This window comes from Nocardioides sp. DN36 (genome assembly GCF_055380375.1).
Genome location: NZ_AP043823.1, coordinates 2873266 through 2895871 on the forward strand (window position 1 = coordinate 2873266; position 22606 = coordinate 2895871).

The following is a 22606-nucleotide window of genomic DNA, read 5'->3' on the forward strand; positions in this document are numbered from 1 at the left end:
GAAATGGGTTGGCTGAATCGCCGGTGCACCGGCGACTCCTGACGTTCTCAGCCGTTGCAACACCCCAGAACATCAGGAAGTGGCTGAGAAGTCCGGCCTCCGATGCGGGTGGACCGAGGCCGGATCACCCGCCGGGCAGCAGCGCGGGATCGGTGACCGGCCGCTCGCAGACCTGGCCCCGGCAGACGTACGCCGCGGGCCGGCCGTCGACAGCGGTCCGACCGGCGAGCAGCGGGACGTCCTCGCGTGGCCCGTCGGCGACCACCACGACCGCGCCCGGGACCCGGCGGGCCCGCTGCTCGAGCGCGTCGCGGTCCGGGCCGGCCGGCCCGACGACCGCGATCTCCAGCGGCCCGTCGAGCATCGCCTCGGCGGCGGCCAGCGACCAGCCGGCGAACCGCGGCGCCTTCTCGGCGAGGGTCGCGACCGTCGCGAGCGCCTCCTCGGCGGCCTGCCGGTGCCGCCCCGAGCCGGTCAGCGCGGCGTACTCCACGAGCGCGTGCACGGTCGCCGAGAGCCCGGAGGGGCTGGCGTTGTCGGAGGGGTCGCGCGGCCGGGCGACCAGTGCCTCCGCGTCCGCCGCGGTGTCGAAGAAGCCGCCGTCCTCGGCCCGGAACCGCTCGAGGGCGTCGTCGAGGAGGCCCCGTGCGCGCTCCAGCCAGACCGCGTCCCCGGTGGCCTGCAGCAGCGCGAGGTAGCCGGACGCCACGCAGCCGAGGTCCTCCAGCACCGCCGCGTGCCGCCCGACGGCGCCGTCCCGGGAGACCCGCCGCAGGCGGCCCTCCACCATGTGCGTCGTCGCCAGCAGCTCACCGGCGGCGACCGCCGCGTCGACGTACGGCGGCTCGCCGAGCAGCAGCCCGGCCGCGCAGAGGGCCGAGACGGCCTGGCCGTTCCAGGCGGCGACCACCTTGTCGTCGCGCTCGGGCCGGACCCGGGTCTCGCGCGCGGCCAACAGCACGGCCCGGACGTCGGCCAGTCGCTGCGCGCCCGGTCCCTCCGGGTCCCGGGGCAGCTGCAGCGTGGAGGCGCCGTGCTCGAAGGTCCCCTCCGGCGTCACCTCGAAGACCTGGGCCGCCCACGCCCCGTCGTCGGGCCCGAGCACCTCGACCAGCTGGTCGGGGGTCCAGGCGTAGAACCTGCCCTCGACCCCCTCGCTGTCCGCGTCCAGCGCGGAGGCGAACCCACCCTCGGCCGTGCGCAGCTCACGGAGCAGGAAGTCGGCCGTCTCCCGGGCGACCCGATCACCCAGCGGCCCGCCCCAGCGTGCGTAGACGCCGAGCAGCTGGGCGTTGTCGTAGAGCATCTTCTCGAAGTGCGGCACCACCCACCCGGCGTCGACCGAGTAACGCGCGAAGCCGCCGCCGAGCTGGTCGTAGATGCCGCCGCGCGCCATCGCCTCGCAGGTCGCGTCGAGCATCGCGTGCGCGGCGTCGTCGTCGGTCCGTGCGACGTGGCGCAGCAGCAGCTCGAGCACCATCGACGGCGGGAACTTGGGCGCCCCGCCGAAGCCGCCGTTGCGCCCGTCGAACTCCTTCGCAAGGGTCTGCACCGCGGCGTCGAGGGTGCCGCCGTCGATCGAGCCCGGAGCCAGCGCGGCCTGCCGCTGCAGGTGCTCGCGCAGGTTGTCCGCGACGCGGCGCACGTCGTCGCCACGGTTCTGCCAGGCGTCCACCAGCGCCTGCAGCAGCTGCCCGAACGACGGCTGCCCGTGCCGGGGCTGGTCCGGGAAGTAGGTGCCGGCGAAGAACGGGTTGCCGTCGTGGTCGAGCACGCAGGTCATCGGCCAGCCGCCCTGGCCGGTCATCGCCGTGGTGGCCTGCATGTAGACCGCGTCCACGTCCGGCCGCTCCTCGCGGTCGACCTTGATGCTGACGAAGTGCTGGTTGAGGTAGCCCGCGACGACGTCGTCCTCGAACGACTCGTGCGCCATCACGTGGCACCAGTGGCAGGCGGCGTACCCGACCGAGAGCAGCACGGGCACGTTGCGGCGCCGGGCCTCCTCGAACGGTTCGGGCCCCCACTCCCACCAGTCGACGGGGTTCTCCGCGTGTTGGAGGAGGTACGGCGAGGTCGCGTCGCGTAGCCGGTTGGACATCTGGCCAACCTAACCGTCGGCCGGTGGCGGCTCAGGGGGTGGCGGTTCAGGGGGTGGCGGCTCAGGGGGTGGCGGCCCGCGCGCTCAGCCGGTCGGGCACCGGGGCGCTCGCCTCCGCGTCCCCGTGGATCAGCGCATGCTGCGCCGGTAGGCGGCCGGCGGCATGCCGAGCGCATCGGCGAAGTGCGCGTAGAGGCGGCTGGTCGAGCCGAAGCCGGCGCGCACGGCGATCTCGGTCGTGGTGGCGTCGGTGGAGATGAGGAGTCGCTGGGCCTCGGCGGTCCGGCACTGCGACACGTAGTCACCGATCGTGACCCCCAGGTGACGACGGAAGGTCGCTGCGGCAGTGGAGGGGTGCACGTGCGCGACAGCAGCGACCTGCGCCAGAGAGACCGGCTCCCGGAAGTTCCGGGATATCCAGGAGGCCATCGCGGTGGCGAGCGCGCGGGAGCCCGACTCCTCGAGAGCTGCGGGCCGACCGTCGGGGCGGGCCAGGTGGCTGGCCCGGATGAGCAGCGCCTCGGCCTCCCGGCGCGCGGCCGCGGTCAGGGTCGGCTCGGAGCCGATCTCCTCCCTCCACGTCTGCATGGTCGTCTCCAGCGCGGCGGGTGCCACGAAGGTGAGCAGCTCGCCCCGCAGCAGGTCGCCGGTGAATGCGGCCGGCAGCAGCGGCGCTCCCAGGACCTCGACCAGGGGAACGGTGACCCACCCGAGGGAGACGTCCGCACGAGCGGCCGCGTCGGGCCCGCTGGTCTCCACGACCCGGTGCGGCATCCCGGCCCAGAACACTGCGCACTCGCCCGGACCGACGTGGAAGACGGTGCCGGCCAGGTCCAGCACGGCCGTGCCCTGGATCGACAGGACCACCTCCACGTCGTCGTGGCGGTGCGCGCGAGCCATGGCCGGGGAGGAGCTCAGCCCGCAGGCGAAGCCGAAGGTCTGGTGGTCGACAGCACTCTCGGCGAGGATCCGGGAAGAATCGGCCTTCATGAGCGAAGTATTGCCCAGATGGAGGCAACTAGCCTCACATCCATGACCATCGACTCGCCCACCGCCCACCAGCCGCCCGCCGACAGCGTCCCGAAGACGGCCCCGGCAGCCCCCTCGGCCTGGTCGCTCACCGACGCCGAGGTCGAGCACTTCGACCAGCAGGGGTTCCTGGTGCTCCGGCAGAGGATCCCGGCGCCCCTCCTCGGGCGCCTCCAGCGAGCGGCGGAGGGCTGGATCAGCGACGGCGCCGACCCGGACCGTGGGCGGCCGGGCGACTGGCTGTTCGCCTCGCGTCCCTCGGGGCAGGTGATGTACCGCGTCGACTACCTGCACGACAAGGGACGTGCGGCGTCGCTGGAGCTGCTCGGCAGCCCGGAGGTCCTCGGGATCGCCGAGAGCCTGGCCGGCCCCGACTTCGTGCCCACCTACGAGTCCATGGTCTTCAAGTCCGCCGGTGACGGCGCTCCCATCCCCTGGCACCAGGACGCGGTCCACGGACGACGCCACCGCATCTTCAACGTCGGCGTCTACCTGGACGCCTCGGTGGCCGGTCGCGGGGCGCTGCGGGTCGTCCCCGGGTCCCAGCGCCTCGGCGCCGACACGTGCGCGCTGGCCGACGAGCACGGCTGGGAGATGCCCGGCGCCGTCGAGGTAGAGCTCGAGCCGGGAGACGTGCTCGTGCACGACGACATGATCATCCACGGCTCGCCACCCGCCGTCGCCAACGAGCTGAGGCGCACCGTCTACCTGGAGTTCCGCTCCGTCCGCAGTATCGCGGAGGACGGACCCTGGACGCTCGACTGGGCCCGCGCGCGGATGCGGCTGGTCCCCCTGGCCCTCGCCGAGCACGCACGGTGGGCGGCACCCGAGGACCGGTACTCCTGGCGGGCGAGCGAGGAGCTGCGTCCCGAGTCCGTGGGCGACACGGACACCGAGCTGCGCGTCGTGCACGAGGTGCACACACCCGGGGTGTGGTGCAGCCCCGGACCTGCGTGACCGGGCGCCCGAGGGCTAGTGGCCCCTGCCGAGGGTCGAGGCACGGGCGTTGAGCTGGACCGGGAGCATGAGGTGCCTGGTCTCCTCCTGCCCGTCGAGCTGGCGGAGCAGCAGCGCGGCCATCTGCTGGCCCAGCTCCTCCACCGGTTGTGCGACGCAGCTCGTCGGCGGGTCGTTGCGGCTCGCGGCCGGCGAGTCGTCGAACCCGACGAAGCGCACGTCGTCGGGCACCCGCTTCCCGGCGGCTCGCAGCGCGGAGAGGGCGCCCAGCGCCAGCAGCTCGCCGGCTGCGAAGACCCCGTCGAGGTCGGGTCGCTCCTCCAGGAGCTGGACCATCCCCGCGTAGCCCTCCTCGATGCCCCAGTCCTTGGCGCAGTAGGCGGCACCGCTGTCCTTGAGGCCGTGCGCCGCGAGGGTACGTCGGTAGCCGACGAGCCGATCCACCCCTGCCCCGGTCGTCTGGGGCCCGGTGATCATCCCGACCCGCCGACAGCCGACGTCGAGCAGGTGGCTGGTGGCTGCCACCGAGCCGGCGACGTTGTCGACGTCGACGTAGCTGGCCTGCTTGAAGCCCAGCGGCCGCCCCCCGACCACCACCGGGACGTGTCGCTCCAGCAGGAACCGCAGGAAGTGGTCGGACCGGTTGTCGGTGATCATCAGGAAGCCGTCGACGGTCCGCTCCCGGGAGACGTGCTGGATCAGCTTCTCCTGGTCGTGCCGGTTCTGGGCGACGTACAGGACCAGCTGCTTGCCCTGCGCGTTCAGCTCCCTGCTGATGCCGGAGATGATCCGCGGGATGTACGGGTTGCCCCACACGTGTGCCTCGTGCTCGGCGATGACGAAGCCGACGGAGTTCGTGGAGCTGCCGGCGAGGGTCCGGGCCGCGCGGTTGATGACGTAGCCGAGCCGGTCGGCCGCCTCCAGGACCGCTGTCCTGGTGCGGGTGGCGACGCGGGTGTCGCCGTTGAGGGCGCGGCTGACCGTCGGTTGGGAGACGCCTGCCTCGCGGGCCACGTCGGCCATGGTGACGCTGCGGACCGACGCGCGACTCATGCCCGTACGCTAGCCGAGGTCGGCCCGCTGACCGGACCGATCCTCGACCGCCCTCCAGAGCAGACGACACTCACGGCGCCCGTGTCTCCTCCAGCACCACGGCGCAGCCGCCGGGCGGGACCCGGAGCTCGCCGTCGACCCGGCGGTCGTCGAGCAGCTCGTGGCCCGATGCAGCCACCAGCGTCTCCTCCGGGGTGTGGTTGAGGACGAACAGGTACGCCTGGTCCGACGAGGTCCTGCGGATGATCTCGACCCCCGGCGGTTGCTGGGAGGTCTCGATACCGACCCCGGCGAGCAGGGTCTCGACCAGCCGCGCCAGGTCCGGCTCCCCGAGCTCGGTGCCGACGTACCAGCAGGCCCCCGTCCCGACCTCGTTGCGCGTGATCGCGGGCGAGCCGGCGGACGGCCCGTCGACGTACTCGGACAGGACCTCGGCCGTGGTGACCCGGGCGCGGTCGGTCCAGATCGAGCCGGTGCCGCCGTCGCTGAGCCGGACCTGCTCGCCGCCGAGGAGCGGCGCGAACTCCTCGATGACCAGGCCGACCACGTCCCGGAAGGCTCCGGGATAGCCGCCCGTGCGGACGTGGTCGTTCTCGTCGACGATGCCCGAGAAGTAGGTCAGCACCAGGCTGCCGCCCGCCGCCACGAACTCCGCGGCGCGGTCGGCGTCCTCGTCGCGCACCAGGTACCACGACGGTGCGATGACCAGGTCGTAGGCGGTCAGGTCCCCGTCCGGTGCGACGAAGTCCACGACCACGCCGCGGTCCCACAGCACGCCGTACCAGCGCCGGATCTGCGTGATCGGGGTGGCGTCGACCGTGGGGTGGGAGTCCAGCTCGGCCGCCCACCAGGACTCCCAGTCCAGGACGATGCCGACGCGCGGGCTCTCCACGACGCTGCCGATGACCGGGGACAGGCGTCCCAGGTCGCCGCCGAGCCGGCAGACCTCGCGCCAGACGGCCGTGTCGGTCCCGGCGTGCGGCAGCATCGCGCTGTGGAACTTCTCGGCACCGAATGCCGCGGCCCGCCACTGGAAGAACATGGCTCCGTCGGATCCTCGGGCGACGTGCTGGAGGGAGTTGCGGCGCATCTCCCCCTCCGTCTTCGCCAGGTTGCGGGGCTGCCAGTTCACCGCCGACGTGGAGTGCTCCATCAACAGCCACGGCTTGCCCCGTGCCAGCGATCGCATCAGGTCCGCGGACATCGCCGTGCGCTGCTCGCGTCGGGGGTCGACGTAGAGCAGGTAGTCGTCGTTGCTGACGAGGTCGACCTCGGGCGCCCACTGGTGGTAGTTGATGGGCTTGAAGAAGCTCATGAAGTTGGTGGTCACGGGCAGGGAGCTGCGAGCACGGATGATGGCCGCCTCGGCGCGGTACAGGGCGAGGAACTCGTCGGAGCTGAACCGCCACCAGTCCAGCTGCTGGGTGGGGTTGGCGAACGACTTGTAGGAGACCGCGCGGGGCGGGAGCACGTCGTCCCAGTCGGCGTAGTGCTGGCTCCACACGGCGGTGCCCCAGGCCCGGTTGAGCGCCTCCAGCGACCCGTACCGCTGCTGGAGCCAGGTCCTGAACGACTGCGCGGACACGTCGCAGTAGCAGTGGTGGTTGTGGTCCCCGTACTCGTTCGACACGTGCCACAGGACGACCGCCGGGTGATCGGCGTACCGGTCCACGACGCGGGTGCAGAGCCGGGCGGCGGCCTCCCGGAACGCCGGCGAGGACGGACAGTACGCCTGTCGCGCCCCGTGCGTGCGGGGCGTTCCCATCGCGTCGACGAGCATCGCATCGGGATGGCGCCGGGTGAACCAGGGCGGCGGGGAGGCAGTGCCGGTGGCGAGGTCGATCCGGATCTCGTTGCGGTGCGCGAGGTCGAGGACCTGGTCGAGCGGCGTGAAGTCGAACTCCCCGGGGCGAGGCTCGACCATGGCCCAGGAGAAGACGCCCACGGTCAGGAGGTTGACGGAGGCCTGCCGCATCAGCGCCATGTCCTCCAGCCAGACCTCGGGAGACCACTGCTCGGGGTTGTAGTCCCCACCGAACGCCATGCCCTCCAGGCGCCCGGTGACCCGCTCCATCACTTGACCGCTCCCGCGGAGAGGCCGCTGCGCCAGAACCGCTGCAGCATCAGGAACATGATCATAAGCGGGATGACCGAGATCAGGGAGCCGACCACGACCAGGACCTGCAGCTCCGGTGCGCGTGAGACCTGCGACTGCCACGTGTACAGCCCCAGCGTGACGGGGTAGAGCTTCTGGTTCTGGAGCATGATCAGCGGGAGGAAGAAGTTGTTCCAGATCACCACGAACTGGAACAGGAAGATGGTGACCAGCGCCGGGGCCATCAGGTGCCTGGCGATCTGCCAGAAGATCCGGAACTCCCCGGCCCCGTCGAGCCGCGCAGCCTCGATCAGCTCGTTGGGCACCGACGCGGAAGCGAACACCCGCGAGAGGTAGACGCCGAACGGACTCACGATGGACGGCAGCAGCACCGACCAGTACGTGTTGGTCAGGTTCACGTAGGCGAACAGCAGGAAGAGCGGCAGGGCCAGTGCGGTCGCCGGCACCAGGACGCCGCCGAGCACGACGTTGAAGATCAGCTCCCGGCCCGGGAAGGAGTACTTCGCCAGCGCGTACCCCGCCATGGAGGCGAGCAGGGTGCCGATCGCGGCGCCGCCGACGGCGTAGATGACGCTGTTGACGAGCCAGTGGACGAAGACGTGGTCGTCCTCGGCGAACAGGGAGCTGATGTTCGACAGCAGCGAGGTGCTCGGGGAGAGCCCTCCGCCCTGGCTCAGCTCTGCCTGCGTCTTGGTCGAGGCCGTGACCAGGACGTAGACGGGGACCATGAAGTACGTGGCCATCAGGATCAGGAAGGCCACGGCCACCGCGACGTTGCCGGGGCTGTCCTTGACCGCGCTCCTGCGGCCGGGGCGCGCCGGGCCCTGGTCCGCCCTGGCGGGAGGAGGCGTTGCGGTGACGGTCATGACTCGGCCCGCCGCTGCGTCAGCTTGAGGAACCCGAAGGACAGGACGAACGTCGCGAGGGCCAGCGTCACCGAGAGCGCGGCGGCGTAGTCGTAGTTGTTCTGGGAGGCGTTGAGGACGACCATGTTCGGCGTGTAGGTCGAGGTGATGGTCGTCGCGATCTTGCTGAACACGATCGGCTCGGTGAACAGCTGCAACGTCCCGATGATCGAGAACACGGCGGTCAGGACCAGCGCCGGCAGGATCGACGGGATCTTGATCCGGGTCGCGATCGCCCAGTTCCCGGCCCCGTCGATCTTGGCGGCCTCGTAGATCTCCTGGGGGATCGCCTGGAGTGCCGAGTAGAGGATCAGCATGTTGTAGCCGGTGTAGGTCCAGGTGACGACGTTGGCGATCGACCACAGGACCATCTGCGAGCTCAGGAACTCGGGGTGGACACCCACGTTGCCCAGCGCGCTGACGATCGGTGACAGGTTGGGGCTGTAGATGAATCCCCAGATCAGGGCGGCGATCACGCCCGGGATGGCGTAGGGCAGGAAGTACGCGATCCGGAAGGTCCGCTTGAACCGCGCCAGGGTCGAGTCGAGCAGCAGGGCGAGGACCAGGGCCGTCACCAGCATCACCGGGACCTGGACCACGCCGAAGACCAGCACCCGCACGACGCTGGACCGGAAGTCCTCGTCGTTGAACACGTTGCCGAACTGCGAGAGCCCGGCGAACTGCTCCTGCGGGGTGCCGAACACCCCTCCGGAGCGCGTGATCTTGTGCAGGCTGCGCCAGAACGCGTAGAGGATCGGCAGCAGGTAGAACAGGACGAACGGGACCAGGAAGGGCAGCAGGAACATCGCGGGGGCGAAGCCGACCCGCGACCTGCCCGGACGTGGCGCCGTTCCCGAGACATCTGCAGGCATCTCTTGCACGGTCATCAGACCTCCTCTCCGGCGCCGGGCCCGACGCGCGTCGGGCCCGGCGCTCGTGATGACGGCAGGGTCACTCGGCGACGGAGATGCCTTGTGCCTTCAGGGACTCGACGGTCTTGTCCTGGGCCGACTTCGTGGCGTCGTCCAACGTGCCCTGTCCGGAGAGGGCGCTCACGATGCCGTCCTTGAGGGCTCCGTAGGTGTCGGTCATCGTCGGGCCCCACTGGAACTGGTCGTCGACGCCGGCGCTGGCGCTCTTGAAGACGTCGAAGATCTTCTGGTTCCCGTAGAAGGGGACACCCTTCTGGAGAGCCGGGAGGTCGAGACCGGCCGTCGCCGCCGGGTAGAGCCCACCGAGCTGGTTCTCGAGGGTCAGCGCCTCCGGGTCGGTGTTGAGCCAGATGGCGAACTTCGCCGCCTCGGCCGGGTGCTCGCTGCTGCTGAAGACGGCAGTGGACGAACCGCCCCAGTTGCCGGCAGCCTCGTCGCCCGCGGTGAACTGCGGCATCGGGGCGACCGCCCACTTGCCGCTCGTCGCGGGGGCGTTGTCGCGGATGGTGCTGTAGCCCCAGGCGGCGCTGATCCAGCTGACCACCTTGCCGTCGTTCCACGCCTTGTAGAGCTCGGTCGAGAACCCCTGGAGGTTGGTGGCGACCAGCTTCTTGTCGATCAGGTCCTGCCAGTACGCGTTGACCTGGTCGACCTGGTCGTTCGGCGAGATCGTGACCGACACCTTGTCACCGCTGGTGTCGAACAGCTGGGCCCCGGCCTGCCAGAACAGCCCGGTGTACCAGTTGGGGTCGCTCTGGGAGAAGAACGTGATGTAGCGCTGCGGGTCGTCCGCGTGGATCTTGGCAGCCGCCTGCGCGTACTCGTCCCAGGTCGTCGGAGCCTTCAGGCCCAGCTTGTCGAAGATGTCCTTGCGGTAGTAGAGGGCCATGGGTCCGCTGTCCTGCGGGATGGCGTAGACCCCGTCGCTGCTGTTGAAGTCGACCTGGCCCCAGGTCCACGGGACGAACTTGCTCTCGGCGTCCGACACACCGGGGCAGGACGCGATGTTCGCCAGGCCGTCCTGGAGCCGGAAGTTCGGCAGGGTGTCGTACTCGACCTGGCCCAGGTCCGGCGCCGTGCCGGCCTTCAGGCCGTTGGTGAAGTTCTGGTAGGTCCCGGCGTTGCCGGCCGCCACCGTGTTCACCTTCACCTGGATGTCGGGGTTCTTCTGGTTCCAGAGGTCGACGACCTTGTCCATGCCGGGAACCCACGTGGAGAAGGTCAGGTTGACCTTCCCACCGCTCGGCTCGCACGAGCTGGACGAACCGCTCCCGCCGTTGGAGCTGTCGTCGCTCGACGACCCGCACGCGGAAAGGGCGAGGGCGAGGATCGCTGCGGACGAGGCCGCAACCAGGGACAGACGAGGTGTGCGCATGCGTTTCATGCCCTTCTCCTGATGCCGGACCGGCCTCATGCCGATCGACTCTGCCCGGCCCCCCGCCTCGGGCGTGAACTGCGTCACAGATTTGTGCATGCGCATGCAAAAGTCAAGAGTGCGGACATATGAATGCCCCGGGACGCGTCGCGTCCCGGGGTGATGGAGTACGCCGACGGGCGATCTACCGCCGTCTCGGGCAGGTGAGGTCGACCGATCCCGCGGGGCCGCTCCCCCGGTCCCGGTAGGCGGCCAGCAGGGAGTCGGGGGGAAGCCGGTGGAGGCTCTCGAGCCGGCGCCTGAGAAGAGGCGCGGGCTGGGTGCGGCCGCTCTCCCACGCCCGGACGGTGTCCTTCCTCGCCCCGCACCGCTCCGCGAGAGCGCGCTGGGTGAGCCCGGACCACTCACGAAGGACGCGCAGCACGACCGGGAGGTCACCCGGGCGCCAGGTCATGGGATCCAGCTGCCGCGGGAACGCGACGTCGCAGGCGGCGGCGATGCGTGAGGTGGGAACGGCGTAGAGACGGGCGAGGGACCGGATCGCGTGCAGCGGCAGCGGCCGGCCGCGCTCCCACCCCTGGACCGAGCTGCGGCTGACCCCCAGGAGCTCGGCCACGCGTCCCTGGGAGAGGCCGAGCCGCCTCCGCAGCGCAGCGAGCGGGCCGGACCTGGTGCTGCCCCGGGTGGACGCGCTGTTCCTCGGCCCTGCTCGACGAGGTCTCCCGCACCAGCGAGGAGGTGCACCGGGGTGTCCCTCTCGGTCCCCGGCCCGGTCGACTACGAGCGCGCCACCGTCGTCAGCCCGCCGATCATGACCGGCTGGGACCAGTACGACGTGCGCGGCTGGTTCGGGTCGACGTACTCCTGCCCCCTGCTGCTGGAGAAGGACGCGACCGCGATGGCCTGGGGCGAGTACCGCTCGCACTTCCCCGACGCCGGCACGATGCTCATGCTCAAGCTCGGCACCGGCGTCGGGTCCGGCATCATCGCGGGCGGCCGCATCCATCGGGGCGCCGACGGGGCTGCCGGCGACATCGGCCACACCCAGCTCCTCGACCCCTCACCCATGGACGCACCGGCGTGCCGCTGCGGCAACCACGGCTGCGTGGAGGCCAGGGCCGGCGGGTGGGCGATGATCCGGGACCTCGTCGAGGCCGGCCGCGACGTCCAGACGGTCGACGACGTCGTCGACCTCATCCGGAAGGCGGACCCCCTGGCGGTGCAGCTGGCCCGCGCGGCCGGTCGGGTGCTCGGCATCGCGCTGTCCGAGACCCGTCAACATCATCAACCCGCGCGTGGTGGTGATCGGCGGCCAGCTGGCCGAGGCCGAGGAGCAGATCTTCGCCGGCCTGCGCGAGATGGTCTACTCCCGCTCGCTCCCGCTCGCCACCAGGCGCCTGGAGCTGCGGCGCAGCGTCCTCGAGGAGCGAGCCGGGTCCGTCGGCCTCGCCCTGCTGCTGGCGGACCACATCTTCGCGCCGCACCGCATCGACTCAACCCTGGGGTGACTCAACCCCGGGGTGAGGAGTAGGCGGCCAGGAACCGGTCCCGGAAGCCGTCCATCGGCCACACCGGAGCGTCGCGGTGCGGTCGCAGACCACCCTGCCACCCCCACCCCGAGATCCGCTTCAGCACCGCCGGGTCGTGGGCGATCACGCTGACCGGGACGTCGTGGCCGGGGTCGGGGCCGGTGACGTAGGAGTGCGGCTGGTGGTCCCCCAGCACGACCAGCACCAGGTCCGGGTCGGGGTGCGCGCGGACCCACGAGACGAGCGTGCGCAGGGAGTACTCGATCGAGCGGCCGTACGCCGCCCGCACCGCGTCCGGGTCGCGGAAGACCTGCTCGGGCGAGGCACCCCGCTCGGGCATGCCGGCGAACACCGACCCGTCCCCCACCTGCGGCCACGGCACCGGGTGGGGCAGCGGCGTCCACGGGTGGTGGCTCGAGACCAGGTCGATCTCGGCCATGACCGGCGACCGGTCGGCCGGCGCGAGCTCGCGGCGCCGGAACGCCGCGAGGGTGTACTGGTCCGGCATGCTCGCGTAGCTGAAGGACGGCCCCGCGTAGCCGACGTCGCGGGCGTCGTACATGGTGTCGAAGCCGTAGAAGCGCGCACCCTCGGGCCAGTCCCGCGTGTCGGCGGGCACGTCGGACACCGTCCGCCAACCCGCCCGCTCGAAGGCGCTCGTGAGCGTCAGCCGGCGCGAGGAGAGCAGCTGGTCGTAGCGCTGCTGGCTGTCCACCCACAGCCCGGACTGGAGGCTGGAGTGCGCCAGCCAGCTCGCCGCCCCGAAGGTCGGTGAGGTGAGGAAGGCGCTGCGGGCCGAGAAGCCCGCCCGGGCCAGCCGTCGGGTGCCCGTGTCCAGGACCCGGTCGACGCCCGGGGAGAACGACGAGTCCTGCACCGCGACCCGGCCGTAGCTCTCCACGAAGACCAGCAGCACGTCCTTGCCGCGCAGCCCGGTCAGCAGCCGGTCACCCGGGGTGGCCGCGAACGGGTCGTCGCCGATGGCGGCGGCGAACACCTGCCGGTCGTGGAGGTCGGCCCGCACCCGCCCCACCTCGTCGACGGCGAGCGCGGCCGCGCTGGTCGACGCGACCGGCGCGCCCGGGGCGACCTGGACGCCCGCGACCGCGCAGAGCACCCACGCCACCGCGAGCACGGCGAGGGCCCGCGCCGACCGGTCCCGGTGTGCGGCCACCACGCTGGTGGAGCGCAGCACCGCCCAGGGCACCAGGACGAGCACCGCGACCACGGCCACCCCGACCGCGGCCGCGGCGGCCTGGGCACCGGCCCGCCCGACGGAGTCGCCCAGCACGCCGTACCCGGGCCCGAGGTAGGTCCAGTCGGCCAGCGGGTCGAACGGTCGGTCCAGGACGGCGTGGAACCCCATGTCGAGCACCTTGACCACGACCAGCACCGCAAACGCCGCGCCCGCGACGAGTGCCGTCGTACGCCGTGCCCACGGTGCCAGGACCAGGGCCAGGCCCAGCACCACCAGGCCCTCGAGCGGGATCCGCGCGAAGGCCGCGGGCGTCAGCCGGGTCACGTCGTTCGGCAGCACCAGCGCCACCCAGACCACCAGGCAGGCCAGCACCGTCGTCGCGGCCGACACCGCCGGCCGGGGTCGTCGGACCGCACGGGTCGCCGGCCCCGCGGAGGCGCGCCACAGGTCGACGACCTCGCGCCCGAACGACTCGGCCAGCAGGGCCAGCGCGACCAGGAGCAGCAGGGCGGAGGGCACCGGCGGGAGGAGGCCGGACGCCACCACCGTGAGGACGACGCCCTGGAGCGCGGCCACCACCTTGCACCAGTAGCGCGGTGGCAGCGTTCCCCGCAACCGCGGCAGCACCCGGCGGGCCGCGACGAGGAGGTACCTCGCGGCCCCGATCGTGAGCACCCACCACCACCCGGTCGCCCCGGCGACGTACACCGAGAGCACCAGGATCAGGAACGCGTCGGTCTCCATGTCGAAGCGCGCACCGAACGCCGAGGCGGTCCCGGTCCGGCGGGCGACCCGGCCGTCCACCGCGTCCAGCACGAGCGCGACCGCGGCGAGACCCACCAGCCAGCCCAGGAGCGTCGCCGACAGGGGGCCACGCGTGAAGGACACGACGGTCAGGACGGCGACGGCGGCCGCGAGGACCGCCCGGACCAGCGTCACCCGGTCGGCCGGCCCCAGGGCAGGGCCGGGCCGGGTCAAGGGTCTCGTCTGAACCGCAACCACTGTTCCTCCGTGCCGTCGGGTACCAGAGTGGTACGCACGCAGCGAGCCCGTGGTTCAAACCGCGACGAGGAGGTGGTTCCGTGCCCGACGAGGCGCACGCGTTCTGGGTGACCGAGCCCGGCCACGGCGAGATCAGGCCCGAGCCGCTGCCGCCCCGCGGACCCGACGACCTGCTCGTGCGGACGGTGCACAGCGCGGTCAGCCGCGGCACCGAGACCCTGGTCTTCCGCGGCGCCGTGCCCCCCGACCAGCGCGCGGCGATGCGCGCGCCCTTCCAGGAGGGCGACTTCCCTGGCCCGGTGAAGTACGGCTACCTCAACGTCGGCACCGTCGAGGAGGGTCCTCCCGAGCTCCTGGGCCGCACGGTCTTCTGCCTCCACCCCCACCAGACCGCCTACGTCGTGCCCGCCTCCGCCGTGGCGTTGGTCCCCGAGGACGTGCCGTCGACGCGGGCGGTGCTGGCCGGCACCGTGGAGACGGCCGTCAACGCGCTGTGGGACTCCCCTCCGCTGGTCGGCGACCGGGTCGCCGTCGTGGGCGCGGGGATGGTCGGCTGCTGCGTCGCCCGGCTGCTCGCACGCCACCCCGGGGTCGAGGTCACGCTGGTCGACGTCGACCCCGGCCGCGCCCGCGTCGCCGCTGCCCTCGGCGCCGGCTTCGCCCTGCCGGCCGACGCCGAGGAGGGCCGCGACCTGGTGGTGCACACCAGCGCCACCTCCTCGGGGCTCCAGCTCTCCCTCGACCTGCTGGTCACCGACGGGGTCGTGCTGGACCTGAGCTGGTACGGCGACCTGCAGACCCGGCTCTCCCTCGGCAGGGACTTCCACTCCCGGCGGCTCACCATCCGGTCCAGCCAGGTCGGCACCGTCGCACCCGCGAGGAGCGCCCGTCGTACGCCGGCGCAGCGCCTCGCGATCGCGCTGGACCTGCTGCGCGACCCCGCGTTCGACGCCCTGCTCACCGGCACGTCGCGGTTCACCGAGCTGCCGGACCTGATGGCCGGGCTCACGGCGGGGACCGTCCCCGGGATCTGCCACACGATCAGCTACGACGAGGAGTGAGAGCCGTGTTCACCGTGACGGTCAGGGACCACGTGATGGTCGCCCACAGCCTGGTCGGGGAGGTCTTCGGGCCGGCGCAGCGGCTGCACGGCGCGACCTACGTCGTCGACGCCGCGTTCGCCCGTCCCGACCTCGACGAGGACGGGATCGTGGTCGACATCGGTCGCGCGACGCAGGCGCTCCGCGGCGTGCTGGCCGGCCTGGGCTACCGCAACCTCGACGACGAGGCGGAGCTCGCCGGGGTCAACACCACCACCGAGGTGCTGGCCCGGCTCGTCGCCGACCGGCTGGCCGAGCGGGTGCACGCCGGCGAGCTCGGCGAGGCGGCCCGGGGCGTGACCGGGCTGACGGTGACGCTGCACGAGTCGCACGTGGCGTGGGCGAGCTACCAGCGAGCGCTGTGAGCACCCGCCGCGCCGTGCACGTCGTGGTCCCGGAGGGGATCGACGACCCGAGCCGGCCCAGCGGCGGCAACGGCTACGACCGGCGGGTCTGCGACGGGCTGACGGCCCTCGGGTGGACGGTCCACGAGCTGCGGGTGCCCGGCACGTGGCCGCGGCCGGACCCGGTGGCGCGCGCGGCCCTGGCCGACCTGCTGGCCGGGGTCGCGGACGACGAGGTCGTCCTCGCCGACGGGCTGATCGCCTGCGCGACACCGGAGTCCGTGCCCGAAGCGGCGACCCGGCTCCGGCTCGTCGTGCTCGTGCACCTGCCGCTCGGTCTCGGGTCCCCCGGGGCGGTGCAGGCGGCCGAGCGGGAGGTGCTGGCGAGCGCCGAGCTCGTCGTCACGACCAGCGGCTGGACCCGTCGCTGGCTGCTCGAGCACGAGGACCTGTCGGCGGCGCGGGTCCGGGTGGTCTCCCCCGGCGCCGACACCGCCGCGGCGACCACCGGGTCCGCCGAGGGCGGCCGGCTGCTCTGCGTGGGGGCGGTGACCCCCGTCAAGGGTCACGACCTGCTGCTGGAGGCCCTGGCCCGCACCGCCGACCTGCCCTGGCGCTGCGTGTGGATCGGGGCCCTCGACCTCGACCCGGGGTTCGTCGACCGGCTCTCCCGTCAGGTCCACGAGCACGGTCTCGGCGACCGGGTGCACCTCAGCGGGCCCCGCACCGGGCCGGCGCTCGAGAGCGCCTTCGCCGGGACGGACCTGCTGGTCCTGCCCTCCCGGACCGAGACGTGGGGCATGGTCGTGACCGAGGCACTGGCCCACGGGATCCCGGTCCTCGCGACGGACGTCGGCGGCGTGCCCGAGGCACTGGGCGGGTCCGCCGGCGCGCGGGCCGGGCTCCTGGTCCCCCCGGACGACCCGGCGGCGCTGGCCGACGCGCTGCGCTGCTGGCTCGGCGACGCCCGCCTGCGCGCCGCGCTCCGCGACGCCGCCGTACGCCGGCGCGCGCAGCTGCCCGATTGGGCGGCCGTGTCGGCGCGGATGTCCGACGTGCTGGAGGCGGTGGCCCGATGACCTGTGCAGCGGTGAACCGGCCACCGGCCCGCGCCGTAGGACCGGGCATGGGACGGTCGCGAGGTGACGGGTGGGTCCGGGTGCGCCGGTGGGCGCGGCCGGTGGCCGGGGCCGTCCTGCTCGCCGCGCTGGTCGCCGAGGTCGGGATCGACCCGTTCCTGGACGGGCTGCGCCGCACCGGCTCGGCTCCCCTGGCCGCGGCCCTCGCGCTCACCGCGCTGACCACCCTGGCCTGCGCCTGGCGGTGGAGCCTGGTCGCCCGGCGGCTCGGGGTCGAGGTACCCGTCGGCGCCGCCGTCGCCGCGTGCTACCGCGCCCAGTTCCTCAACGCGACCCTCCCCGGTGGGGTCCTCGGCGACGCGCACCGGGCGGTCCGCCACGGCCACGATGCCGGCCACCTGGGCCGGGGGGTGCGCTCGGTCGTCTGGGAGCGCTGCGCGGGGCAGGTGGTCCAGGTCTCCCTGACGCTGCTGGTGCTGCTCCTGCTGCCCTCGCCGGTATGCCGCCACGCGGCGCTCCTCGCGCTGGTGCTCGCCGTGCTGGTCGGGGTGCTGGCGGTAGCACTGGTCCTGGGATCGGTCCTCGGACCGGTCGTCGGTCCGCGGCCGGCAGCGACACCCTCGGCACTGCGCCGCACGGCCGCCGAGATCCGGCACGTCCTGCTCGCGCGGGAGGTGCTGCCGGGCATCCTGGTCGCGTCCACCGTCGCGGTCCTCGGCCACACGGCGGTGTTCGTCGTCGCCGTGCACGCCGCGGGGGTCACGGTCCCGCCCGATCGGGTGCTGCCGCTGGCCGGCCTGGTGCTGCTGGGCGCCGCGTTCCCCGTCAACCTCGCCGGCTGGGGACCGCGTGAGGGCGTGGCCGCGTGGGCCTTCGCCGCGGCGGGCGCGGGCGCCGAGCAGGGCGTCACCGTGGCCGTCGTCTACGGCGTGCTGGCCCTGGCGGCGACGCTTCCCGGAGCGGCGCTGCTGCTCGCGCGCAGCCGCGGCCGGCAGGACCGGGAGGCGGCGTACGCCCATGGCTGACCGCCCCTACACGGTGCTCAGCTGCGCCATGTCCCTCGACGGCTACCTCGACGACGGCACCGACACCCGGCTGCTGCTCTCCAACGCGGCCGACCTCGACCGCGTCGACGAGGTGCGCGCCGGCAGCGACGCGATCCTGGTGGGAGCCGCCACCGTCCGCAACGACGACCCGCGACTACTGGTCCGCTCACCCGTGCGGGTGCTCGAGCGGCGCGCGGCCGGCCTCCCCGAGAGCCCGACGAAGGTGACGGTGACCCGCCAGGCCCGGCTCGACCCGTGCGCCGCCTTCTTCGGCACCGGCGACTGCACGAAGCTCGTCTACTGCCCCAGCGGCACCGTGGACGCCGCCCGCGGGCGGCTGTCGGAGGTGGCCACCGTCGTGGACGGTGGGCGTTGCGTCGACATGCGCGGCGTCGGCGAGGACCTGCACCGTCGCGGCGTCCGCCGGCTGCTGGTCGAGGGCGGCGGGTCGGTGCTCACCCAGTTCCTCACCGCCGACCTCGTCGACGAGCTGCAGGTGGTGGTGGCGCCGCTGTTCGTCGGCGACCCGCGCGCGGCACGCTTCGTCGGGGACGGGCAGTTCCCCTGGCGGGACGGGCGTCGGGCCACCCTGGTCGAGACCCGCCCGATCGGGGACGTCGTGCTGCTGCGCTACGCGCTGTCGCAGCGCTTCGGGGACGCCTGAGGCGCGACCCACCGGCCGCCAACCGTCGCCCCACGCCCACCCCACGGCGTACGCTCGCCATGCAAGGTGTACGGGGGAGCTGCGGTTCAGAGGTGAGCTGACGTGAGGAACGGACCCACGACGAGCGAGGTGCGGGCGCTGGAGAGCGCCCGCAGCCTCGAGGACGTCGGAGCGGTGGTGCGCACGGCTGCACGCCGGATCGCGCACGCCGACGGCGCCACCTTCGTGCTGCGCGAGGACGACCGCTGCTTCTACGCCGACGAGGACGCCATCGCGCCGCTCTGGAAGGGACAGCGGTTCCCCATGGCGGAGTGCATCAGCGGCTGGGCGATGATGCACGGCCTGCCCGCTGTCGTCCCCGACATCGACGTCTCCCCGCGGATCCCGCGCGAGGCCTACCGGCCGACGTTCGTGCGCAGCCTGGTCATGGTGCCGATCGGGACCCCCGCCGTGGGCGCGATCGGCGCCTACTGGCAGGAGGTGGACGTGCCGACCGACCACGAGGTCGAGGGGCTCCAGCGCCTGTCGGCGGTGGCCGCGGCCTCGTTCGCGGCGATCGGGATCTCCGGGGCGCCGTGGGCGCCCAACTTCCGGTCGGACGGCAACCCGCTGGTGCACTGAGCCGTCATCCCGTCGGCTCGTCGTCGCGGTCCGACAGCGCCGCCGCCGTCCTCGCGGCCCGGCCCCGGTGCCAGAGCACCACGCCGGCGACGGCGAAGAGCAGCAGGAGCACCGCACCCACGCCGCCGAGACTGGCCTCCACCCGTTGGTAGGACTTGCCGGCCACGAAGCCCAGCACGCAGACCGCGGTGCCCCAGGCGAGTCCGCCGAGCGCGTTGTAGAAGAGGAAGCGGCGGTAGGGCATCCCGCTCATGCCGCACAGCCCGGGCGTGACGGCCCGCAGCAGGGCGGTGAACCGACCCGCCACCACCGTGACGCCGCCCTTGCGCTGCAGCCGAGACCGGGCCACCTCCAGCCGTGCCCGGTGTCGTTTGAGCAGCCGCGACTCCAGCAGGTGGGGACCGGCCTTGCGGCCCACCTCGTAGCCGACGCTGTCGCCGACGATCGCCGCCACGACCACCACGACCAGCAGCTCGGTGAAGGACAGGTGCCCGCTCGCGGCGAGCGCCCCGCCGAGCAGCACCGCGGTCTCCCCCGGAAGCACGAAGCCGACGAACAGCGCCGCCTCGGCGAACACCAGGGCACCGATGACGGCCAGGGCCAGCGGGGCGGGGACCGACGTCAGCAGCGAGGTGACGTGCCCGACCAGGTTGCCCATGTCCACTCCCACCGACCGCCGGTGCGGCCCCTGCTCCCGACGGTACGACCCACGGATGAGGACCCGGTGAAGGTCGTGGGGCGCCCGGCCGGGTGGCCTCCTAGGCTCAGCGCATGACCACCGCACGGACCGTCCCCGTCACCACCGAGATGGACGGCGACGAGCTCGACGCCGAGGACGCGTGGCGCCTGGTTCGGCACCACGGGCTGCGCCGGATCGCGGTGGGCTCCTTCGTCCGGTTCCGGTACGGCGACGGGTTCACCAACAGTCGCGCGCTGGCCCTGCAGGCGTGCCTGGCGGTGGTGCCGTTCCTGCTCGCGCTGACCGGCCTGGCCGCGGACCTCGACCACGAGCGCCCGGCCCGGGTGGTCGCCGAGACGATCCAGAAGGTCTCCCCCGGCTCCGACGGGGGTGACGCCCTCGCCGGCGCGGTCGGCGGGTCGAACACCAGCGAGGAGGCCGGTGAGCTGGCGCTGGTGCTGGGCCTGGGCTTCGCACTGGTCTCCATGACGACCGCCATGGCGCAGGTCGAGCGCGGCTCCAACCGCATCTACGGGATCCGTCGCGACCGGCCGGCCCTGGCGAAGTACGGCCGGGCGGCCGTGCTCACCGGCGTGCTCGCCGGCCCGGTGGGCGTGGGCTTCCTGATGCTCGTCGCGGGTGGGTCCTTCGGCGAGGCCATGACCAGCCAGTACGGCTGGACGCACGACCAGCTGCTCGTCTGGCAGGTCGTCCGGTGGCCCGTCGGTGTCGCCCTGCTGGTCTTCGCCATCGCCGTCCTGCTCGACCACGCCCCACGGCGCCGCCAGCCCGCGCTGTCCTGGCTGGCCCTGGGCGCGTTCGTCTCCGTGGTCCTGACCCTGCTCGCCACCGGCGCCCTGGCGGTCTACGTGCACCTCAGCTCGTCCTTCGGCAGCACCTACGGACCGCTGGCCGGCATCGTGGCGCTGCTGCTGTGGTCCCTGCTCTCGGCGATGGCGTTCTTCTACGGCGTCGCGGTCTGCGCCCAGCTCGAGGCACTGCGCGCCGGGGAGCACCGACCGGCGTACGACGACCCGGGCCGCCCGCACGGCCACGTCGTGGGCGACTGAGCAGGGCCTCGTCAGTCGAACCGGAGGACTTCCTCCACGGGGCGCCGGGGCGTCCGCGGCAGCTCGTCGCGGGTGATCTCCTGCCAGCCCAGCCGCACCAGCAGCTGTGGCCGGCCGAGGCCATCGAGCACGTCGTGGCGCAGCCGTTCGCGGGTCTCGGGCACCTCGGTCGGCTGGCTGAGCGGCAGCAGGGAGAGCCCGTGCCGGACCGCGGCCAGCCAGAGGGCGCTGAGCGTCTCGCCGCACCGCAGCCAGGAGACCTGGTCGTCGTCGACCGTGGCCAGCGCGAGCAGCCCCTCGACGAACTCCACCTTCTCGACCTGCGGGTCCGCCAGCGCTCCCTCGTGGTAGCGCGACGGCATCGCGGGCCGGTGCGGGTTGATCTCCGGGATGCTGGACGCCGGCACGCCCTCGGGTCCCTCGGCCCGGACCCAGGGCGCGACCTCGGCGGCGTACGCCGGGTCCGCCCGCTCGACCTCCTCGGCACGCACCAGGATCTCCTCCACGTCGGTCTGCTTCGCCGGGTCGACCAGCGAGACCACCAGGGCGCCCCACTCCCGCGCCTGCTCGGCGAGCCGGTCCAGCCGTTCGGCCGGGAGCGGCCACGAGGTGAACCGGCGCCGGTCGGTGGCGCGCGCCCGCAGCGCCTCCAGCTGCTCCTCGGCCGCGGGGACAACACGCCCCGGGGTCAGGTCCAGCGTGGCCAGCAGGTCGGGGTCGTCCGGGTCGGGGCACCGCTCCACGGTGACCTCCCAGCCCAGCCCTCGAGCCGCGACCTGCGCGTGGTGGAGCGCGGCCCCGCAGCTGATCACCAGGCTCCGACCGTCGGGGTCGGCGTGCGGGAGCTGGCGGCTGCGGTCGGCGAACAGGCGCAGGCGCGAGCCACCCGCCCGCCACACCCACGGCTGGGTGTTGTGGACGCTCGGCGCGCGGCAGGCCAGCTCGACGACCTCGCGGAACGGGAGGGCGGTGCGGGCAGGCCTGGGGACGGCTGCGGACCCCCTCATCGTCGTGCTCCTCGAGCGTTCATCTCGCGACTCCTCCTGCGGCGGGCCTCGGTGACGTGCCCCCAGCAGCCTCCCGTCCGGCCGCTGCAGCGAGCAGGGCACCAGGTCCCAGCGCGGTGGGACGAACGGACGTTTCCCGCGTCCCCCGGCGCAGTAGCGTGGCGCCATGGACGCCACGCAGTGGGACGAGAGGTACGCCGCCGCTGAGCTGGTGTGGTCGGTGACGCCCAACCAGTTCGTGGCCGCCGAGCTCGAGGGGCTGGCCCCGGGGCGCGCCGTGGACCTGGCGGCCGGCGAGGGCCGCAACGCGATCTGGCTCGCCGAGCACGGCTGGGACGTCACCGCCGTCGACTTCTCGGAGGTCGGGCTGGCGAAGGGCCGACGCCTCGCGGCGGACCGCGAGCTCGCCGGGTCGGTCACGTGGGTGTGCGCCGACGCGACCACCTGGCAGCCGGACGCGGCGTACGACCTCGCGGTGATCGCCTACCTGCAGCTGCCCGCCGAGGAGCGCCGCGCGGCCGTGCGCACCGCGTTCGCGGCCCTGCGCCCCGGCGGGACGTTCCTGCTGGTCGCCCACGACTCGACCAACCTGGCGGAGGGCACCGGCGGACCTCAGGACCCGGCGGTGCTGATGACCGCCGAGGACGTGCTGGACGACCTGGCCGGGTCCGAGCTCGAGACCCGGCGGGCCGGACGCGTGGCCCGCACCGTGGCCGACGGGCACGGTGGGGACGAGTCACGCACCGCCTGGGACTGCCTCGTGCGGCTGGTGCGCACCCGCTGACCGGGCCGGCCGGCGGGT

21 protein-coding genes and 1 pseudogene are annotated in these 22606 nt (G+C 73.1%); 11 read left to right on the plus strand and 11 right to left on the minus strand.

The window, feature by feature from the left end; genetic code table 11:
• Nucleotides 1-124 precede the first annotated feature (124 nt).
• On the minus strand, nt 125-2098 hold the full coding sequence (locus ACZ43H_RS14665) for a thioredoxin domain-containing protein (RefSeq protein ID WP_464583970.1): 1974 nt from the start codon (nt 2096-2098) through the stop codon (nt 125-127).
• 129 nt (nt 2099-2227) lie between these two features.
• Nucleotides 2228-3088, minus strand: coding sequence for a helix-turn-helix domain-containing protein (locus tag ACZ43H_RS14670; protein WP_464583972.1), 861 nt, complete (start codon nt 3086-3088; stop codon nt 2228-2230).
• A 42-nt stretch (nt 3089-3130) separates the two neighbouring features.
• Here ACZ43H_RS14670 and ACZ43H_RS14675 point away from each other — a divergent pair, with 42 nt between their 5' ends.
• Nucleotides 3131-4084 (plus strand): phytanoyl-CoA dioxygenase family protein, encoded by a 954-nt coding sequence (locus ACZ43H_RS14675; protein ID WP_464583974.1) that lies wholly within the window; start codon nt 3131-3133, stop codon nt 4082-4084.
• A 15-nt stretch (nt 4085-4099) separates the two neighbouring features.
• Here the strand turns inward: ACZ43H_RS14675 and ACZ43H_RS14680 are convergent, their stop codons facing one another.
• The 6 genes from ACZ43H_RS14680 to ACZ43H_RS14705 all read right to left on the minus strand — a co-directional run bounded on the left by ACZ43H_RS14680 (nt 4100) and on the right by ACZ43H_RS14705 (nt 11081).
• A complete protein-coding gene (locus tag ACZ43H_RS14680) occupies nt 4100-5137 on the minus strand; it encodes a LacI family DNA-binding transcriptional regulator (RefSeq protein WP_464583976.1) in 1038 nt (345 codons plus the stop codon).
• A 70-nt stretch (nt 5138-5207) separates the two neighbouring features.
• A complete protein-coding gene (locus ACZ43H_RS14685) occupies nt 5208-7211 on the minus strand; it encodes a beta-galactosidase (protein WP_464583978.1) in 2004 nt (667 codons plus the stop codon).
• Nucleotides 7211-8119, minus strand: a complete 909-nt coding sequence (locus tag ACZ43H_RS14690) for a carbohydrate ABC transporter permease (RefSeq protein ID WP_464583980.1) — start codon at nt 8117-8119, stop codon at nt 7211-7213. Before ACZ43H_RS14690 ends, ACZ43H_RS14685 begins: the two co-directional genes overlap by 1 nt.
• On the minus strand, nt 8116-9045 hold the full coding sequence (locus ACZ43H_RS14695; RefSeq protein ID WP_464583983.1) for a carbohydrate ABC transporter permease: 930 nt from the start codon (nt 9043-9045) through the stop codon (nt 8116-8118). Before ACZ43H_RS14695 ends, ACZ43H_RS14690 begins: the two co-directional genes overlap by 4 nt.
• Nucleotides 9046-9109: 64 nt before the next feature.
• The gene (locus ACZ43H_RS14700) at nt 9110-10474 is read right to left on the minus strand and encodes an ABC transporter substrate-binding protein (RefSeq protein WP_464583985.1); all 1365 of its coding nucleotides are present in this window, start codon (nt 10472-10474) and stop codon (nt 9110-9112) included.
• Between the two features lie 175 nt (nt 10475-10649).
• Entirely contained in the window at nt 10650-11081 is a 432-nt protein-coding gene (locus ACZ43H_RS14705) for a helix-turn-helix domain-containing protein (RefSeq protein WP_464583987.1), read from the minus strand.
• 132 nt (nt 11082-11213) lie between these two features.
• On the opposite strand from ACZ43H_RS14705, the pseudogene ACZ43H_RS14710 reads away from it, so the two are divergent.
• Together ACZ43H_RS14710 and ACZ43H_RS14715 are read left to right on the plus strand one after the other, a co-directional pair.
• A pseudogene (locus ACZ43H_RS14710) lies at nt 11214-11678 on the plus strand (ROK family protein); the annotation flags it as partial.
• An 82-nt stretch (nt 11679-11760) separates the two neighbouring features.
• Nucleotides 11761-11973 (plus strand): hypothetical protein, encoded by a 213-nt coding sequence (locus ACZ43H_RS14715; protein WP_464590908.1) that lies wholly within the window; start codon nt 11761-11763, stop codon nt 11971-11973.
• A 1-nt stretch (nt 11974) separates the two neighbouring features.
• Here ACZ43H_RS14715 and ACZ43H_RS14720 read toward each other — a convergent pair whose 3' ends face one another.
• Nucleotides 11975-14170: a CDP-alcohol phosphatidyltransferase family protein gene (locus tag ACZ43H_RS14720; RefSeq protein ID WP_464583989.1), complete on the minus strand. Its 2196-nt coding sequence runs from the start codon at nt 14168-14170 to the stop codon at nt 11975-11977.
• A gap of 104 nt (nt 14171-14274) precedes the next feature.
• Between ACZ43H_RS14720 and ACZ43H_RS14725 the strand changes: the two genes are divergently transcribed.
• From ACZ43H_RS14725 to ACZ43H_RS14750, 6 genes are all read left to right on the plus strand, one after another.
• Nucleotides 14275-15255 carry a zinc-dependent alcohol dehydrogenase gene (locus ACZ43H_RS14725; protein WP_464583991.1) on the plus strand — a complete coding sequence of 327 codons (981 nt, stop codon included), beginning with the start codon at nt 14275-14277 and terminating at the stop codon, nt 15253-15255.
• Nucleotides 15256-15260: 5 nt separating this feature from the next.
• Nucleotides 15261-15659 carry a 6-pyruvoyl trahydropterin synthase family protein gene (locus tag ACZ43H_RS14730; RefSeq protein ID WP_464583993.1) on the plus strand — a complete coding sequence of 133 codons (399 nt, stop codon included), beginning with the start codon at nt 15261-15263 and terminating at the stop codon, nt 15657-15659.
• Nucleotides 15656-16717: a glycosyltransferase family 4 protein gene (locus ACZ43H_RS14735; RefSeq protein WP_464583995.1), complete on the plus strand. Its 1062-nt coding sequence runs from the start codon at nt 15656-15658 to the stop codon at nt 16715-16717. The genes ACZ43H_RS14730 and ACZ43H_RS14735 overlap by 4 nt, the downstream gene beginning before the upstream one ends.
• A gap of 47 nt (nt 16718-16764) precedes the next feature.
• Nucleotides 16765-17742 carry a lysylphosphatidylglycerol synthase domain-containing protein gene (locus ACZ43H_RS14740; protein WP_464583997.1) on the plus strand — a complete coding sequence of 326 codons (978 nt, stop codon included), beginning with the start codon at nt 16765-16767 and terminating at the stop codon, nt 17740-17742.
• Nucleotides 17735-18427: a RibD family protein gene (locus tag ACZ43H_RS14745; protein WP_464583999.1), complete on the plus strand. Its 693-nt coding sequence runs from the start codon at nt 17735-17737 to the stop codon at nt 18425-18427. The genes ACZ43H_RS14740 and ACZ43H_RS14745 overlap by 8 nt, the downstream gene beginning before the upstream one ends.
• A gap of 102 nt (nt 18428-18529) precedes the next feature.
• Nucleotides 18530-19048 carry a GAF domain-containing protein gene (locus ACZ43H_RS14750; protein WP_464584001.1) on the plus strand — a complete coding sequence of 173 codons (519 nt, stop codon included), beginning with the start codon at nt 18530-18532 and terminating at the stop codon, nt 19046-19048.
• 4 nt (nt 19049-19052) lie between these two features.
• Here ACZ43H_RS14750 and ACZ43H_RS14755 read toward each other — a convergent pair whose 3' ends face one another.
• Nucleotides 19053-19706 (minus strand): DedA family protein, encoded by a 654-nt coding sequence (locus ACZ43H_RS14755; RefSeq protein ID WP_464584004.1) that lies wholly within the window; start codon nt 19704-19706, stop codon nt 19053-19055.
• Between the two features lie 113 nt (nt 19707-19819).
• Here ACZ43H_RS14755 and ACZ43H_RS14760 point away from each other — a divergent pair, with 113 nt between their 5' ends.
• Entirely contained in the window at nt 19820-20797 is a 978-nt protein-coding gene (locus tag ACZ43H_RS14760) for a YihY/virulence factor BrkB family protein (RefSeq protein WP_464584006.1), read from the plus strand.
• 11 nt (nt 20798-20808) lie between these two features.
• Here the strand turns inward: ACZ43H_RS14760 and ACZ43H_RS14765 are convergent, their stop codons facing one another.
• Entirely contained in the window at nt 20809-21804 is a 996-nt protein-coding gene (locus ACZ43H_RS14765; protein WP_464584008.1) for an Acg family FMN-binding oxidoreductase, read from the minus strand.
• A 166-nt stretch (nt 21805-21970) separates the two neighbouring features.
• Here ACZ43H_RS14765 and ACZ43H_RS14770 point away from each other — a divergent pair, with 166 nt between their 5' ends.
• On the plus strand, nt 21971-22588 hold the full coding sequence (locus ACZ43H_RS14770; RefSeq protein WP_464584010.1) for an SAM-dependent methyltransferase: 618 nt from the start codon (nt 21971-21973) through the stop codon (nt 22586-22588).
• Nucleotides 22589-22606 lie beyond the last annotated feature (18 nt).

Bases quoted from the DNA above. Each gene is read 5' to 3' on its own strand.
- ACZ43H_RS14665 (WP_464583970.1), bottom strand. From the start codon at position 2,098: ATGTCCAACCGGCTACGCGACGCGACCTCGCCGTACCTCCTCCAACAC.
- ACZ43H_RS14670 (WP_464583972.1), bottom strand. From the start codon at position 3,088: ATGAAGGCCGATTCTTCCCGGATCCTCGCCGAGAGTGCTGTCGACCAC.
- ACZ43H_RS14675 (WP_464583974.1), top strand. From the start codon at position 3,131: ATGACCATCGACTCGCCCACCGCCCACCAGCCGCCCGCCGACAGCGTC.
- ACZ43H_RS14680 (WP_464583976.1), bottom strand. From the start codon at position 5,137: ATGAGTCGCGCGTCGGTCCGCAGCGTCACCATGGCCGACGTGGCCCGC.
- ACZ43H_RS14685 (WP_464583978.1), bottom strand. From the start codon at position 7,211: ATGGAGCGGGTCACCGGGCGCCTGGAGGGCATGGCGTTCGGTGGGGAC.
- ACZ43H_RS14690 (WP_464583980.1), bottom strand. From the start codon at position 8,119: ATGACCGTCACCGCAACGCCTCCTCCCGCCAGGGCGGACCAGGGCCCG.
- ACZ43H_RS14695 (WP_464583983.1), bottom strand. From the start codon at position 9,045: ATGACCGTGCAAGAGATGCCTGCAGATGTCTCGGGAACGGCGCCACGT.
- ACZ43H_RS14700 (WP_464583985.1), bottom strand. From the start codon at position 10,474: ATGAAACGCATGCGCACACCTCGTCTGTCCCTGGTTGCGGCCTCGTCC.
- ACZ43H_RS14740 (WP_464583997.1), top strand. From the start codon at position 16,765: ATGGGACGGTCGCGAGGTGACGGGTGGGTCCGGGTGCGCCGGTGGGCG.
- ACZ43H_RS14745 (WP_464583999.1), top strand. From the start codon at position 17,735: ATGGCTGACCGCCCCTACACGGTGCTCAGCTGCGCCATGTCCCTCGAC.
- ACZ43H_RS14755 (WP_464584004.1), bottom strand. From the start codon at position 19,706: ATGGGCAACCTGGTCGGGCACGTCACCTCGCTGCTGACGTCGGTCCCC.
- ACZ43H_RS14760 (WP_464584006.1), top strand. From the start codon at position 19,820: ATGACCACCGCACGGACCGTCCCCGTCACCACCGAGATGGACGGCGAC.
- ACZ43H_RS14765 (WP_464584008.1), bottom strand. From the start codon at position 21,804: ATGAGGGGGTCCGCAGCCGTCCCCAGGCCTGCCCGCACCGCCCTCCCG.
- ACZ43H_RS14770 (WP_464584010.1), top strand. From the start codon at position 21,971: ATGGACGCCACGCAGTGGGACGAGAGGTACGCCGCCGCTGAGCTGGTG.